The sequence below is a fragment of the Pseudoalteromonas sp. SaAl2 genome (assembly GCF_052947895.1).
In genome coordinates this window covers 2,001,348-2,017,337 of record NZ_CM129605.1, presented here as the reverse complement: position 1 = coordinate 2,017,337, position 15,990 = coordinate 2,001,348, and the positions used below count along the sequence as shown (strand labels likewise).

Below are 15,990 nucleotides of genomic sequence, written 5' to 3'. Positions count from 1 at the left end.
CTTAACTTTTATAAAGCAGATACAGTGCCAACTTAATAAGTTTTTGAATTTTATGTTTATTTTATATTTCTGTACGAAGTGGAAACCAAAATTTGATCTATTTTAGTGCGCCTTAGCACCATATTGGTCGGTACAGTGATACTTAACGATCGGCCACTGTACTTGCAAAATTGAGCAATTCACGACGTAACCATTGATGTGGGCTGGCATGGTGCAGTAATGGGCTCCAAAGCATTTTTTACTTCAATGGGCACCACCTGAAAAGGCACAGGGCTTATCACTAAATCAGTGTGCTTGGTTAATAACATAGCTTGTCGTCGCGGTAATGTAGCAATCAGCTTAGGTGATTGGCACAGTAAACTTGCAACCATGTAATGACGGGTGAATACACGAATATGGCGAGTTTGCTCTAATTGCCATAATGCTTCATCAACCCAACCGAGTTTTTGACTTCCTGATTTATTGGTGAGAGCAGCTTCTGCTCCCCAACCAGCTCGGTTTACCCAAATATGTTCTGCTGCTAAGTAGCGCTCTAAGTTGGCATTGTTTAAATAGTTATTGTTAGGATGCATTAAGCAACAATAATTATCCCGCCACACAGTGGCTTGATGAAATGAACGAGGCATGCCATTAAAGCGATTGATTGCTAAATCAATAGTGCCTTTTTCCATATCTTGAAGGTTTACGTCACTGGGGCTGAGCACATCAAAGTTAAGACCTGGATGTTTTTCTAGTTGTGCAGTAATAAAGGGCGCAACTAAGGTAGACTCTAAATAGTCGTTGGCCATTATTCTAAAAGTGACTTGGGCAGCGGTTGGGTCAAATAAGTCGCTAGGCTGTGTGATCGCTTCAGCCATTTTGAGTAACGCTTCTATTTCAGGTTTTAAGCTTAGAGCTTTAGCTGTTGGCGTCATATTACCTGCGGCACGCACAAGCAGTGGATCATCAAATAAATCACGTAAGCGTTTTAGTGCATTACTCATTGCAGGTTGTGTTAACGCAAGTTTATTTGCAGCTCTGGAGACATTTTGCTCATCAATGAGTACATTTAGGTACACTAGTAAGTTGAGATCGACATTTCTTATATTCATTTGATCAATCTTATTCATTCGCTTTATTAATTATCTAAATTAAAGCCTGCTTGCTATGGTGTGTAAACAGCTAAAATAAAATAGTCGTCATAAGTGATAAGAATATGCCAAATCTACAGCCTGCATCATCTCACAATTGTGCGCTTGAACACGTTATTGCAACTAAACTTGCACGAGCAGTATTTGCAGGCTTTGAAGCCATGTTTGCAGAATTTTTAAATATCACCTTGGGCGCACAAAGCCGTTTTGAGCAAAGGCAATGGCATGATATACAAGCCGCTATGCGAGCACGTTTACAAGTGTACGAGCGTCAAGTTGCAAATGTCAGTGATACGGTAAAGCTCATTGCTTACAATGAATATGATGACGCCGCAATCTGGCAACAAGCAAAAAATGTCTATGCTGCGATGGTTTCGAATCATGAAAACCAACCCATCGCCCATACGTTTTTTAATTCGACATTTGGTGCTATTTGGCATGATAAAAAAATTCGTACCGTACATTTGTTTGTTTTAAAGGCAAAATATCGCACAGCTCCACGACCATTTGATGGTTTAGTCAGGCGAATATCATTACAATCTGGTTTCTCTGAGGCCGTAAAGCAGCTTATTTTAGCGCAATCATTTCGGATTAATTTTAGTGATTTTGAACATGATGTTACCCAGTTACAGCATACTTTAACAATGGGGGCAAAACACCAGTGCCGCCAAGTATATGAACTAATAAACTTAAATAATGGTTATATAGAGTACGCCAACTCATTGTTTTTTAGAAATAAAGCTTGTTATTTAATTGGCCGGTGCATTGCTAAAAATGGGGATAACATGCCCTTTGCGATTGCCATTTTAAATACCGAGGATGGCTTAAAGTTAGATGCGGTGATGATGGGAGCAGATCAACTCAGTTTACTGTTTGGCTTTGCTCGTACTTATTTTATGGTAGATACCGACCAACCAGCGCGCTATGTAGATTATCTATCAGTGCTATTACCACATAAACAGCGGTTTGAGCTGTTTAATGCGATTGGATTTATTAAACATGCAAAAACTGAGTTTTATCGTTACAAGGTAGACACCACTAAAAACAGTCCAAAATCAGATAAGTATATCAGCGCACCAGGTACGCCTGGTATGGTTATGTTAGTGTTTACCACCCCAGATTCTGAATACGTTTATAAAGTAATTAAAGATAAATTTAATGCCCCCAAAACCGCGACCAAAGCCCAAGTTATGGCTAAGTATGATTTTGTAAAACAAGCTGACAGAGTGGGGCGACTGGTCGACACTCATGAGTTTAGGTATTTAGCGTTTGATTTATCTCGCTTTAGTGATGAACTCCTAAGCCATATGCACCAAATGATTGGTAACAGTATGGTCATCTCTGAAAAAGCACTTATTTTAAAGCATGTTTATGTTGAGCGTAAAATGACGCCGCTTAATTTATACCTTAATCAATGTGATGACACAGAACTAACCAAAGTGATGATTGACTATGGTAGGGCTATCAAAGACTTAGCCGGGGCAAATATATTTCCAGGCGATATGTTAATGAAAAACTTTGGCGTTACCCGCTGGGGTCGTGTGGTATTTTATGATTATGATGAAATTTGTCCGTTAACTGAGTGCAATTTTAGAGATATTCCAAAAAGTGACAGTCAACATGATGAATTAAGTGCGCACAGCTATTTTGATATTGCTGATAACGATGTGTTTCCGAGTCAATTTAACATTTTTTTTAGCGCTAACGACACGGCATTTGCAGTGTTTAAGCAACATCACAGCGATATTTTTTCAGCGTCGTTTTGGCAACAATGCCAAGCGAATATAACCGCAGGACACATATACGACGTTTACCCGTATAAAACTAGTTGGCGCTTTAAGAGTATCCACCTTAACCAGAAGTATGATAGGGATTAATTTCAGTAAGAGGTACAATTTACAAAAACGTTTAAAGGAAATATTATGAAAGCCTATTTACTAACGGGGTTACTACTTGTATCGGGGCAAACATTTGCAAACCCACTGTTGGGTAGTTGGGAGTTTGTAGAGGGAAAATATGCGGTTGATGATGGCTATGTAACAGCAAAAGCCCCGCAGTTAACCTCAGTAAAATTAATAACAAAAACACACTTCAACTACATAACACAAAAGAACGGCCAGTTTCATTATGCTGGTGGCGGTAAATACATAATTAAAAATCAACAATTCATAGAAACATTTGGTTATGGCAATATTCCTTCATTATTGGGTAAAACAATGGCTTTTGATTACAAAATTGAAGGTGATTTGTGGCATCATTCGCTCACTGAAAATGGTAAGTTAGTAGAAGCTGAAATATGGCGAAAGTTAGACTAAAGACCACACTGAGGAGCCTATGAAATTCATTGCACACGAAAATAAAACACTATCACTGAGTGAAACAACAAAACCAAACTTACAAGTAGATGAAGTACTTATAAAAGTTGCAGCGATAGGCGTTAACCGTGCCGATTGTATGCAACGACAAGGTAAATACCCTGCACCAAAAGGTGATAGCCCTATTTTAGGGCTTGAATGTGCAGGCACTGTGGTTGAACTTGGCGCTGATGTAGAAAAAAGTTGGCTCAATGAGCGCGTTTTTACATTGTGTGCAGGTGGTGCGTATAGTGAATATGTGGCAGTGGATGCTGCACAAATAATGGCTTTACCAGATAGCATATCTATGGCGCAAGGCGCAAGCATAAGCGAAGTGTATTTAACTGCATATGGTGCACTCTTTGGGTTAGGTAACTTACAACAGGGGCAAACCGTACTTATTCATGCGGGTGCCAGTGGGGTAGGTGGGGCAGCAATTCAAATGGCAAAACGTGTTGGTGCGACTGTGGTTATTACCGCAGGGAGCGACGAAAAGTGCCAACACGCCAAAGAGCTGGGTGCAGATCATGCCATTAATTATAAAACAAATGACTTTGTTGAATATATGCAAACCCATACATTAACAGCCAATGTCATTGTTGATCCGGTATCTGGCCGATACTTAAATAAGAATGCAGCAATCGCGGCAATGGATTGTCAAATTATTATGCTGGCGTTTTTAGATGGTCGATTTGCTGAGGTTGATTTTGCTCGACTATTACAAAAACGTATTTCGTTCCATGCCTCTACTTTACGTAACCGTAGCAAAGCATTTAAACGCCAATTACGCGATGAATTCGTTAACCAATTTTACGATGATATTGCTAACCAACGTTTTGATTTTAATATTTATAAAACCATGCCATGGCAACAAGCAAATGAAGCCCATGCAATTTTAGAGCGCAATGAAAATGCCGGTAAAGTCGTGTTACAGGTTAAATAATTACCTTTAAAAGTAATACCTGTTTAAAACTAATTATTTGCCCATATAATTAGTGCAACTAAAAGTGATGTAAGGTAAAAATATGAACCCAATTATAGCAACATTAAAAGAGCATAACGTGAGTGATGAAAAAGTCCATGAGCTTTTTCAAGCGTTTACACAAAACCCAATGATGGCAATGGCGTTAGTGCAACAATTAGGTATTCCACCAGAGAAACTCCAAGCGTTAATGGCGCTTGTGATGACTCAGCCACAGCTAATTAAAGAAGCTGCCGCATCATTAGGTATTTCTGATGGGGAACTTGAAAAAGCCAAAGAGCAATATCAAAATCAGTAATAATTAGTTTTTAAGCTGTTTGACCAATCAAATAACGAATAGAGCATTGCTCTGGTAGTGTTCTTTTTTATGTATTTATTTTTTAGAGATATTAATGCGATTGTTTTTGTCCCGTATGGCTGCAACGAGCCAGTGCCCGCCACGCAAACCCGTGAGTAAAATTATGTGGTCGTTGTTAGGCTCTTTTTTAGGTATTTACTTAGTAGCCTTAATTGGTAAAACGTTGCAATTTGATCCCTTAACTAACTTATTTTTAATTGGCTCATTAGGCGCAACAGCAGTCCTCATATATGGAGCGCCACTAGCAGAATTTTCACAGCCGAGAAACCTTGTAGGTGGGCATGTTTTAAGTGCTTTAATAGGCGTTACAGTGGCTAAAGTTTTAACTGCTGATTTAATGTTAGCAAGTGCTATTGCAGTGTCATTTTCAATCGCTGTGATGCACTTAACACGAACTTTGCATCCTCCCGGGGGGCAACAGCATTAATTGCAGTTATCGGTGGTGAAGGAATTCATCAACTTGGTTATTATTATGTGATTAGCCCTGTTTTATTTGGCGCGTTGATTATGTTACTGGTGGGCTTACTGGTAAATAATCTATCACGTAATCCAAAGCGACATTACCCAGTATATTGGTGGTAATGCACAAAGGTTTAAGATGGTAGTAGGCTACCATCTTATGACTTACTTACTTTTATAGGCCTGTTTTGCTATACAAAGAGACTTTATCAGAAACCAATGTAATTTCGATGTTTTTTGCTTCATCACCCCAAGTACAATTAGTGTGTAGAGTTTTTTCAACACAGTTATCAGCACTTCCTAGAATTGCTTCAACCTCAGTTTTATCCATCCCAATAGAGATTTTTTCGTAGTTTTCTAAACTTACTTTTGAGCAAGCAGCAAGTGATAAAGTGGCTGCAATTATTAATAGTTTTTTCATAAATAGTGTCCTTGTTAATGTTTAAATTTTCTTATTTGTACAATCATGCCCATTTTAGGGTGGTCAAAATAATGAACTTCTCCACTGATCACCCGTTTAAACTGAGAAAAGCGGGCGCTTTGGATTTCTCCGTTATCGAGCTTTTCACTGATATCAATATTTGCATTAATATAAAGGTAGTGGCGTAAATAAATATTAAAAAAGCCATCTAATTCCCATTTATCAGAAGCTTGTTGCATAGCTGGCTCAAATGATTGGCTTGGATTAACTAAGCTTATAAAGTTAGCGTTATTAGCGAGGCTAGTATTTGTAATTGGCGGTGTGGTTAGGTGTTGCCCACCAAATAGTTTGATACTTTGTGAACGCGATTTACTTGCGCCTTCAAATCGCCAACCAGTATGCAGTAAAGGTTTTAAACCTTTACGCACCAACTCGCGTTGTTGGCTTTTAAATTGTAGCTGCTCAGGGTTTAACAAATAGGTGCTGATCATGTCATCTCTGGTTTCTGCTTCTGGGCTCAGCGGCAAAGAGTCAAAGCTTGCAATATAGTCTATCGAATCATCACATAAGTTTGATCGACTGGCACCAATGACTGAATCTGTTAGTGAGTTAGAATTAAAGCGGCTATCGCCCGCGATACAGTCTTGTTTCGCTTGCTGAGTGTATAACGGAGTGAGTAAGTCAATTTTGTTGCTTGCCTTAATGGGCTCTTTTTTAAGGCTAAAATCTTCTTGTAAATAAGGAGCAGGACGCTGTTTGAATATAAGCACTTCTACTTCAAACCATCGCTCTGCGAATGCTGCGCTGCTAAATACACAACACAAAATTAATAATGATTTTTTAAACAACATTAATGGCTAACCTTTTTAGAGAAATCTGCAATCATTGCAGTGACCATTTTTAAACGTTCACGGGCATTTGCCTCACTGATCGCAAAGCGCAGTTTATTTGCGCCATCCATTTTGTACACATGGGGTGCACTTTGTATCAAACCAATGATGAAGCTCGGGTTAACCTTTGTATCTTGGGTAAACTCAAAGTAACCACCTTTTGGATTTGCTTCAATCTTTTTAATACCTAATTCACTGGCTTTTAGTTTAAGTTGCTGCAAACTAAATAGGTTTTTAGTTGCATCAGGCAGTAAACCAAAGCGGTCAATTAACTCGACTTGCAGTTCATCCATGTCATCTACAGTAGCACAGCTTGCAATACGTTTGTAAATACCTAAACGGGCGTTAACATCATGAATATAGTCATCGGGTAATAATGCCGCGAGTTTTAAATCGACTTCACTTTGCTGTTGCAATAAGTTATCAAGAGTCGGCTCTTTACCTTCGCGCAGTGATTTAACTGCTTGCTCAAGCATTTCCATATATAAATTAAAGCCAATGGTTTGCATTTGTCCTGATTGGTCATCACCGAGTAATTCACCCGCACCACGAATTTCTAAATCGTGTGTCGCTAACGCAAAGCCTGCGCCTAAATCCTCAAGAGATTCGATGGCTTCTAAGCGTTTTACGGCATCTTTAGATAATGACTTAGGATGGCCGGTTAATAAATAAGCGTATGCTTGATGATGACTACGCCCCACACGACCACGCAGCTGATGCAGTTGCGCAAGCCCTAACTTATCGGCTCTATCCATGATAATAGTATTAGCAGTTGGAATATCTATACCGGTTTCAATAATGGTGGTACAGACTAAAACATTGTACTTTTGATGATAAAATTCACTCATTAACTGTTCGAGTTCACGCTCGCGCATTTGCCCATGCGCTGACGCAACACTCGCTTCAGGCACCCATTCACTGATCTCTTGAGCCACGCGGTCAATGGTTTCTACATTGTTGTGCAAAAAGTATACTTGGCCACCACGCTTGATTTCACGCAATATTGCTTCGCGAATAAGCTCAGCATCGCGCTGGCGAACAAAGGTTTTTACAGCTAAGCGCTTAGCTGGTGGAGTGGCGATGATAGATAAATCACGCATGCCGCTCATTGCCATATTTAATGTACGTGGGATAGGCGTTGCGGTGAGCGTTAAAATATCGACATCGGCACGTAATGATTTGATTTTTTCTTTTTGCCGTACACCAAAGCGATGCTCTTCATCCACAATCAATAGGCCTAAATCCCGAAAATTAATATCTTGTTGAATTAATTTGTGCGTGCCGATGACAATATCAAGTTTACCTTCGGCCATTTTTTCTAGGGTATCTTTTTGCTCTTTAGGCGAGTTAAAGCGTGAAAGCACACCGACTTCAATGGGGAAATCAGCAAAGCGGTCTTTAAAGTTTTCAAAGTGTTGCTGGGCAAGTAATGTAGTGGGGACTAACACGGCCACTTGTTTATTGTCGTTTACTGCAATAAAGGCTGCACGCATGGCGACCTCAGTTTTACCAAAGCCAACATCACCACATACTAATCTATCCATGGCATGTTTGCTTTGCATATCTCCGAGTACAGCTTCAATGGCGTTACGTTGGTCATCGGTTTCTTCAAATGGAAAGCCATCACTAAACACGCGGTATGCACTGCCATCAAGGGCGAAAGCATTACCGGGTTTTGCTTGGCGCTTAGCGTAAATATCAAGCAGCTCTGCAGCGACGTCGCGTACTTTTTTCTGCAGCGCGCTTTTTGGCTTTCTCCCAAGCGTCAGAGCCTAGTTTATGCAGCGGTGCACTGGCTTCTTCACCACCAGAATAACGGCTTAACATGTGTAGGGCTGATACGGGTACATAAAGTTTAGCTTCACCGGCATAGGTGATGGTTACAAACTCAGTGACGAGTCCTGCAGCATCAATAGTTTGTAGCCCTTGATAACGTCCAACACCATGATCTAAATGCACAATGGGTTGACCAACTTTAAGCTCAGCTAAGTTGCGGATCAGCGCATCTTGGCTTGCTTCGTATTTATGCTTTCGGCGACGGCGCTGAGATACTTTAATTCCCAGTAATTCCTGTTCGGTAATAATACTCAGCGCGGGCTTTGCACTTAATAGCACACTTTGCTCAAGCGGGCTGACAATTAACCCAACATCGCTATTGCTAGCGGTAAAGTCATCAAATGAGTCAAACTCTTTGAGTTTTAAGCCACTGGGTTTGAGTAATGCAAGTAAAGACTCACGACGTCCGTCAGATTCTACCGAGATCAGTACGCGGCCTTTTTGTTTCTTTTGCGCTGCTATATATTCAATAAATGCTTGATACGGTTCGTGTTGCTTATGCTCAATTCGTACCGCAGGGAGCTCGCTTGTGACTAAGTTTTTATTCCCTGCTTTGGTCGGTAATTTTGCTTGGCTTAAGCGTATGCGGGCAAAGTTACCTAAGTTTGAAAACAGCTCATTGAGTGGCTGATAAAGCTCAGTCGGCTCAAGTAAAGGTCTTAACGGATCGACTCGGCGGTTTTCATAGCGAACATTTACATCATGCCAAAATTGATCCGCAGCATGTTCTAAATCACCATATTGCATGACCGTTGTGGTATCTGGTAAGTATTCAAATATGGTCGCAAGCTGCTGAAAAAACAGCGGCATATAATATTCAATACCCGCCGGCCAGTTTCCTTTAGTGACTTGCATGTAGACAGAGTCTTGCTCTGCACTGGCGCCAAACTTTTCGCGGTAGTTTATTCTAAAGCGCTCAATGTCACTTTCATTAGTTGGAAACTCATGAGCAGGGAGTAGCTCTATTTTATCTACTTTTTCGTCAGAACGTTGAGTTTCAACATCAAATAGGCGAATAGAATCGAGCTCGTCATCAAAAAAATCTAACCTAAATGGGTGCGGGCTCCCCATAGGATATAAATCAACAATTGAGCCACGAATAGCGTATTCACCATGCTCCATAACCTGTTGAACATGCAAATAACCCGCTTGCTCAAGATTACTTCGTAAGCTGTGTGTGTCGAGATTATCGCCAACTTTAAAGTTAAGTGTAGAGCCATAAATAAACGAGGCCGGGGCAGTACGCAGCATTAAGGTAGATACAGGTACAATTAATACACTTTGTTGTTCTTTTTTTAGTGTATTGAGGGTCGCTAAACGCGACGAAATAATATCTTGGTGAGGCGAGAAGTGATCATACGGCAGCGTTTCCCAATCAGGAAACACCATCACCGGGTGATCAGGTAATAAATAATCAAGTTCCGTCTCTAAACGCAGCGCACTGGGTGTATCTGGGGTAACAATCAGCACTAAGCTGTCTTGTTGTTTCACCCCTTGTGCAATAGCGATACTTAACCCGCTACCGGTGAGTTGCCCCCATTGAATTTTATCTTTTTGAGATTTTACCCAAGGCAAGGCTGCCCATTGCGCAAACGCCATTTATTACTCCTTAAATGCGCCTCAACTGAGGCGCTAATTTATTCTAGTCACGGTAAATTTTAGTGAGATCTTGATAGTGATCAATTCGGCGATCACGTAAATAAGGCCATATACGTCTTACGTTCTCTGAGCGTTTTTGATCCAGTTCTACCACTAAAATTTGCTCGTCAGTATTATTTGCTTCGCTGAGCATTTCACCCTGAGGGCCTGCAATAAATGAATTGCCCCAAAATTGAATACCGTCACTTTGCTCGCTTGGATCACTTTCATGGCCTACGCGGTTGGCACTGATAACGGGCACGCCATTGGCAACAGCATGGGCACGTTGCGAAATAACCCATGCATCTTTTTGTCGCGTTTTTTCTCCGTCATCGTCACGTGGGTCCCAACCAATCGCGGTTGGGTAAATTAATAACTCAGCACCTGCCATAGCCATCAAGCGTGCAGCTTCAGGAAACCATTGATCCCAACATACCAGCACGCCTAATTTACCTACTGAGGTTTGAATGGGCTCAAAGCCTAAATCGCCTGGAGTAAAGTAAAACTTTTCATAAAACCCAGGATCATCAGGAATGTGCATTTTGCGATATTTACCTGCAATTGTGCCGTCATTTTCCAGCACAATAGCCGTATTGTGATAAAGACCTGTGGCGCGTTTTTCAAATAATGAGGCCACGATGACGATGTTTAACTCATTTGCTAATGCGCCCAATGCGTCACTACTTGGCCCTGGGATAGTTTCTGCTAAATCAAAAACATCAACGTCTTCGGTTTGGCAAAAGTAAAGGCTGCGGTGTAGCTCTTGGAGCACCACAAGTTGAGCACCTTGGCTTGCAGCGTCACGTATGCCTGCAATTGATTTTGCCATGTTTTGCTCGGCGTTATCACTATTGCTCTGCTGCACTAAGGCAACCGTTAATTTATTTGACGAAGTCATTATGCTGCTCCAACTAAAAATCCGCGAGGTAACTGCATGGTTATGCAATGTAAGCTGCCAAATTGATGAATAATAGGCAAACAGTTTATAGCAATAATGGTGTGCTCAGGGTAGGCACGTTGAACTTGCGCAAGTGCTTGTTCATCGTTTTCATCATTATAGGTAGGCACAAGGACAGCACCATTGATAATTAAATAATTTGCATAGGTCGCAGGTAGTCTATCACCATCGCTGTTATACACTGCTTTTGGCCAAGGTAAATCAATCAGGGTATAGGGGTGACCTGATGGGGTTTGAAAACCTTGCAATTGTGTTTGCATTTTATCAAGCGCGTCAAAATGCTCATCCGTTGTATCATCACACTTTACATAAACTAGGGTGTTGTTCGGAGCAAAGCGCACAAGGGTATCAATATGACTGTCAGTATCGTCACCAGCTAAATAACCATGATCAACCCATAAAAATGAATTGACACCTAATTGCTGCTGCAATTGTGCTTCAAGCTCAGGTTTTGTCAGGGTCGGGTTGCGGTTTGGATTGAGTAAACACTCGCGGGTGGTGAGCAATACACCGTGCTCATTTATTTCAACGCCGCCGCCTTCTAATACTAAATCAATTTTTTGGTATTGATTTGCAGGTGCTGCAAGCTGATTAACAAGTACTTTGTTTATTTTATTATCAAGAGCGCTTTCAAACTTGTTACCCCAGCCGTTGAAGGTGTAATCAAGAATAGCTAATTGGCTTGCATCCTGTTGGTTTACACAGGTCAAAGGGCCATGATCGCGCGCCCAGGTATCATTACACGGAGTGATCACAAAGTGCACCCGAGCAATATTAATCTCATTACTAGTTAATAGTTGGCTTATATGTGTTTTCAATGCATTGTTATGTGCAACTATAACAACGCGTTGTCGTTGACATATATGTTTGCAAAGGGAAATATAAACAGGCTCTACAGCACTGAGGTTATCACGCCAATCAGTATCTTGGTGTGGCCAAGTAAGCATAACAGCATCTTGCTCAGCCCATTCAGGTAAAAGTCTAAAGTTCATGAATTTAATAAACAAATAAAGGTGTGCCTAGTTTAGCATTTCAAACAGATATGTCAGCTTTTTATAGCTCAGTAGGTTGCTCATTTTCAGGTTTGTCTAATTGTTGCTGTTGGCGCTTTTTTAATTGCCTTGTTTGTGCGTGTAAACTCGCTCTCACCACTAACTCTTGATCAGAATCGCGGATAGCAGTAAATAAAAGCGTGTATTGCTTTTGCCCATCATCAAGCTCGTCAATTGCCACTACCTCTGTGTAGCAATAAACCGCTGACGCTTCATGTTGCAAAAACAGTTTAGTGCGAAATGCTTGACCTATTATATATTGCTCGCTGGTAGTAAATTTAACACCGCCGCCGCCATAACTATCGCAGTACATGGCATTATCTTGTGGCTGTTCAGAGGCAAGAATATGGCTCATTATGAGGTCGATTTTACGCGATTGTGCTTGTAAAAAAACCGCCAGTTCTTGGGCTACATCACCTAAATTACGCAGTGGTCTTAATGAGCTTTGTTCGAGCTCACTTACTTCATTCGCTAGTTTAAATAGTGGGGGAATATCAGCTTCTAATTGAGCAGGGCTTTGTGGCACGCTTTGCTTGTCAACAGCAAATAAATTGACTCGGTTACTTTCTGCTATTTGAAAATACTGCTCAAACTCAGCTATTTTTTCACTACTCATTAGTTTGCTCCACAACGCGCGTTTACTAATAGTAGCGCTGACAAGCTTAAATTGCTAGTGATGTAACCGTTATAAAAAAGGGCAAACCTATGTTTGCCCTTCATTTTTTAAAGGTTAATAGTTATAAATTACCTTCAGGAGTATCCACGTTTTCGCGTTTATGGTGCGCAGCTATTTCATCGGCGAGCTCATCACGGGAGCGTTTCTCACTGAGTTTAAGATCTGTCAGCCAGTAGAAAAACAAAGGCACAAAGAATACAGCTAAGAAGGTTGCAGCCATCATGCCACCCATAACACCGGTGCCAACGCTGTGACGCGCACCTGCACCCGCACCTGAGCTAAGCACTAATGGCACAACGCCTAATATAAACGCCAGCGATGTCATTATAATAGGCCTAAACCGTAAACGTGCTGCTTCAAGAGCTGCCGCACTTGCGCTCCAACCCTGCTGGTGCTTCATCAAGGCATATTCAACAATCAAAATGGCATTTTTACTGGCAAGGCCAAGCAGGGTAACGAGGCCAATTTGGAAGTAAACATCGTTAGTCATACCTACTAGCCAAATGGACACAAGCGCGCCAAAGGTACCAAAAGGCAGAGCCAGCATGACCGATAATGGCAGTGACCAACGCTCATAAAGCGCAGCAAGAATTAAGAATACCATGATGACAGCAAGGCCAAGTGCAATACCGGTTGTGCCCGAGCTGCGTTTTTCTTGATAGGCAGAGCCCGTCCAATCATACGTCATGTCTGGTGGTAGCACGGCTTTTGCAATACGCTCCACTTCGGCAATGGCTTGTCCAGAACCGTAGCCTGGTGCTGCGTTACCCAATAACTTAACCGCTGAAAGGTTGTTATAACGGTTTAGGCTTTCAGGACCACGACTAAATTCTATATTAGTAAACGCAGACATGGGTACCATAGTGCCTTGGCTATTTTTAACATAAATACGGCCGATGTCGTCGGGTTTCATTCTAAACTCAGCCTCAGCAGACATAAGTACCTGCCATGCTCGTCCAAATTTATTGAAATCATTAACGTAGTAGGTGCCTAACGTACCGGCAAGGGCTGTAAAAGCATCGTCGATTTCAATGCCCATGGCACGGGCTTGTTCACGATCAACATCCACTTTTAACTGTGGCGCATTAGGGCGCCATAATGTTTGTAAGCCACTTAGCACAGGACTTTTTTGTGCCTCTGCCATCATTAGTCCCATGGCTTGTTGCAGTTTTTCTGGGCCGCCAGCGCCTTTGTTTTGAATATAAAATTCAAAACCACCGGTGTTTCCTAAGCCAAAAATAGCAGGTGGGTTAAAAGCCAGTACCAGAGCTTCGTTAATATGAGCGGTCTTCATAAAGAGCTCATTAACCAAGCTTTTAGTATCTATTTCGCGTTCATCCCAGTGTTTTTGCGTAACAAACAAGGTTGCTGCGCTATTTTTGTAACCGCCGCCAATAAAGTCAAAGCCGGTAAATGCGACGACATTTTCATTTGCAGGGTTTGATTGCACTGCGGCAACAACTTGTTTCACGACTTCTTCAGTGCGTTCCAAAGATGAGCCATCAGGTAAGAAAATTGCTGAAATATAATAGCCTTGATCTTCATCTGGCACGAGGGAACTAGGGGTGTTTTTCCAAAGCCCGACAGTGATAGAGACCATCCCTATCATTAATAACAAACCCAGTGCACCGCGACGCACCATAAAACCAACAGTGCCAACGTATTTACTGGTTATTTGTGTAAATACTCGGTTAAACCATAAAAAGAAGCGCGCGGTTTGTTTGTGCTCTTGTTTTAAAATAAGTACACACAAAGCAGGAGTCATCGTCAGCGCCACCACACCAGATAAACTCACCGCAATTGAAATGGTGATTGCAAATTGGCGGAAGAGCTCACCTGTAAGGCCACCTAAAAACGCAATAGGTACGAATACTGAGCAAAGCACCAGTACAATGGCGACAACGGGCCCAGATACTTCTTGCATGGCTTTGATGGCAGCCTCATGAGCACTTACGTGTTCTTCGTGCATAATGCGCTCAACATTTTCGAGCACAACAATGGCATCATCAACAACAATACCAATTGATAACACCATGCCAAATAAGGTCAGCGAGTTAATTGAATAACCCAGCATATACATGCCAGCAAAGGTACCCAGTAATGACACGGGTACAGCCAATGTAGGAATCAGCGTTGCACGCCAGTTTTGTAAAAATAGATACACCACCAAAAATACTAAAATCATGGCTTCGATTAGGGTGATCACTACCTCACGAATGGATACTTCAACAAAGCGTGTGGTGTCGTATGAATTTAAATGAGCAAGTCCTGTAGGAAATTGCTGTTTTATTTCATCTAAAACGCCATTTACTTCGGCGGCAACATCCAGCGCATTAGCACCAGGTTGTAAAAATATCCCTAATAAAACAGCTTCTTTGCCATTAATTGTGCCGCTAAAGTTGTAATCTTTTGAGCCAAGCTCCACGCGAGCAATATCTTTTAAACGTAAACTACTGCCGTCAATATTTGAACGAATAATGATTTCTTCAAATTGTTCGGGTTCAGATAAGCGCCCTTGTGCGGTAACACTGTAAACAAGCTCTTGCGCTGATTGTGAGGTTGGCGTTGCGCCAATAGAGCCCGCGGCATATTGTGAGTTTTGACTGCGAATTGCGCCAGCAACTTCTTCAACGGTTACACCAAGTTGACTCATGACATCTGGGCGCAACCAAATACGCATGGCGTAGTCTTTCGCGCCAAAAATTTGCACGCTGGTAGTACCTGGAATACGTTTAATGCGATCTAAGATGTTTAAAGTAACGTAATTCGATGTCCATAAACTATCTCGGCTGCCATCGGGTGAGTAAAACGCGTGAACTTGTAAAAAACTTGATGATCCTTTTTGCACAACCACACCTTGGCGGCGTGTTTCTTCTGGCAAACGGGCTTCAACTTGTTTAACACGGTTATTAACGTTTACAGCAGCTTGGTCAATATCAGTGCCAATTTCAAAGGTTACTTCAATAGTGGTCGCGCCTGAGCTGGTTGAGGTTGATGCCATATACATCATGCCTTCAACACCCGTAATTGCATTTTCAATCGGTGCAGCTACGGTTTGTTCAGGTACTTGTGCTGAAGCGCCGGGGTAGGCTGCTGTTACCTGTACTACAGGTGGGGCAATTTCAGGGTATTGTGCAACCGGCAAGCTGCGCATTGCGGCAAGGCCCGCCAGCACAATAACAATTGATATAACAAACGCAAATATAGGTCTGTCGATAAAATAACGAGAAAACATA

General features: G+C 41.6%; 10 protein-coding genes and 3 pseudogenes. 5 read left to right on the top strand and 8 right to left on the bottom strand.

The genetic code is table 11. The annotated features are described in order from the left end of the window. Positions 1 to 142: 142 nt before the first annotated feature. Positions 143 to 1,091, bottom strand: a pseudogene (locus ACU8V8_RS09735) (LysR family transcriptional regulator). Positions 1,092 to 1,195: 104 nt separating this feature from the next. Between ACU8V8_RS09735 and aceK the strand changes: the two are divergent. The 5 genes and pseudogenes from aceK to ACU8V8_RS09710 all read left to right on the top strand — a co-directional run bounded on the left by aceK (position 1,196) and on the right by ACU8V8_RS09710 (position 5,406). Beyond that, a complete protein-coding gene (gene aceK / locus ACU8V8_RS09730; RefSeq protein WP_446887324.1) occupies positions 1,196 to 3,007 on the top strand; it encodes a bifunctional isocitrate dehydrogenase kinase/phosphatase in 1,812 nt (603 codons plus the stop codon). A gap of 45 nt (positions 3,008 to 3,052) precedes the next feature. Next, positions 3,053 to 3,445: a hypothetical protein gene (locus ACU8V8_RS09725; RefSeq protein ID WP_446887323.1), complete on the top strand. Its 393-nt coding sequence runs from the start codon at positions 3,053 to 3,055 to the stop codon at positions 3,443 to 3,445. Positions 3,446 to 3,464: 19 nt separating this feature from the next. Further along, positions 3,465 to 4,427 carry a zinc-binding dehydrogenase gene (locus tag ACU8V8_RS09720; protein ID WP_446887322.1) on the top strand — a complete coding sequence of 321 codons (963 nt, stop codon included), beginning with the start codon at positions 3,465 to 3,467 and terminating at the stop codon, positions 4,425 to 4,427. Positions 4,428 to 4,509: 82 nt separating this feature from the next. Beyond that, positions 4,510 to 4,764 carry a DUF2999 family protein gene (locus tag ACU8V8_RS09715; RefSeq protein ID WP_446887321.1) on the top strand — a complete coding sequence of 85 codons (255 nt, stop codon included), beginning with the start codon at positions 4,510 to 4,512 and terminating at the stop codon, positions 4,762 to 4,764. A 94-nt stretch (positions 4,765 to 4,858) separates the two neighbouring features. Then, positions 4,859 to 5,406: pseudogene (locus ACU8V8_RS09710) on the top strand (HPP family protein). A 52-nt stretch (positions 5,407 to 5,458) separates the two neighbouring features. Here ACU8V8_RS09710 and ACU8V8_RS09705 read toward each other — a convergent pair. From ACU8V8_RS09705 to ACU8V8_RS09675, 7 genes and pseudogenes are all read right to left on the bottom strand, one after another. Next, positions 5,459 to 5,704, bottom strand: a complete 246-nt coding sequence (locus ACU8V8_RS09705) for a DUF3862 domain-containing protein (protein WP_446887320.1) — start codon at positions 5,702 to 5,704, stop codon at positions 5,459 to 5,461. Between the two features lie 14 nt (positions 5,705 to 5,718). Next, complete coding sequence (locus ACU8V8_RS09700) at positions 5,719 to 6,555, bottom strand: peptidoglycan binding protein CsiV (protein WP_446887319.1); 837 nt, start codon at positions 6,553 to 6,555, stop codon at positions 5,719 to 5,721. After that, positions 6,555 to 10,029, bottom strand: a pseudogene (gene mfd, locus ACU8V8_RS09695) (transcription-repair coupling factor). The gene ACU8V8_RS09700 and the pseudogene mfd overlap by 1 nt, the downstream one beginning before the upstream one ends. A gap of 43 nt (positions 10,030 to 10,072) precedes the next feature. Further along, a complete protein-coding gene (locus ACU8V8_RS09690) occupies positions 10,073 to 10,966 on the bottom strand; it encodes a carbon-nitrogen hydrolase (protein WP_446887318.1) in 894 nt (297 codons plus the stop codon). Then, positions 10,966 to 12,018 carry an agmatine deiminase family protein gene (locus tag ACU8V8_RS09685; RefSeq protein ID WP_446889617.1) on the bottom strand — a complete coding sequence of 351 codons (1,053 nt, stop codon included), beginning with the start codon at positions 12,016 to 12,018 and terminating at the stop codon, positions 10,966 to 10,968. Before ACU8V8_RS09685 ends, ACU8V8_RS09690 begins: the two co-directional genes overlap by 1 nt. Positions 12,019 to 12,079: 61 nt before the next feature. Then, complete coding sequence (locus ACU8V8_RS09680) at positions 12,080 to 12,694, bottom strand: PilZ domain-containing protein (RefSeq protein ID WP_446887317.1); 615 nt, start codon at positions 12,692 to 12,694, stop codon at positions 12,080 to 12,082. Positions 12,695 to 12,815: 121 nt separating this feature from the next. Continuing rightward, positions 12,816 to 15,989: an efflux RND transporter permease subunit gene (locus ACU8V8_RS09675; protein ID WP_446887316.1), complete on the bottom strand. Its 3,174-nt coding sequence runs from the start codon at positions 15,987 to 15,989 to the stop codon at positions 12,816 to 12,818. Position 15,990 lies beyond the last annotated feature (1 nt).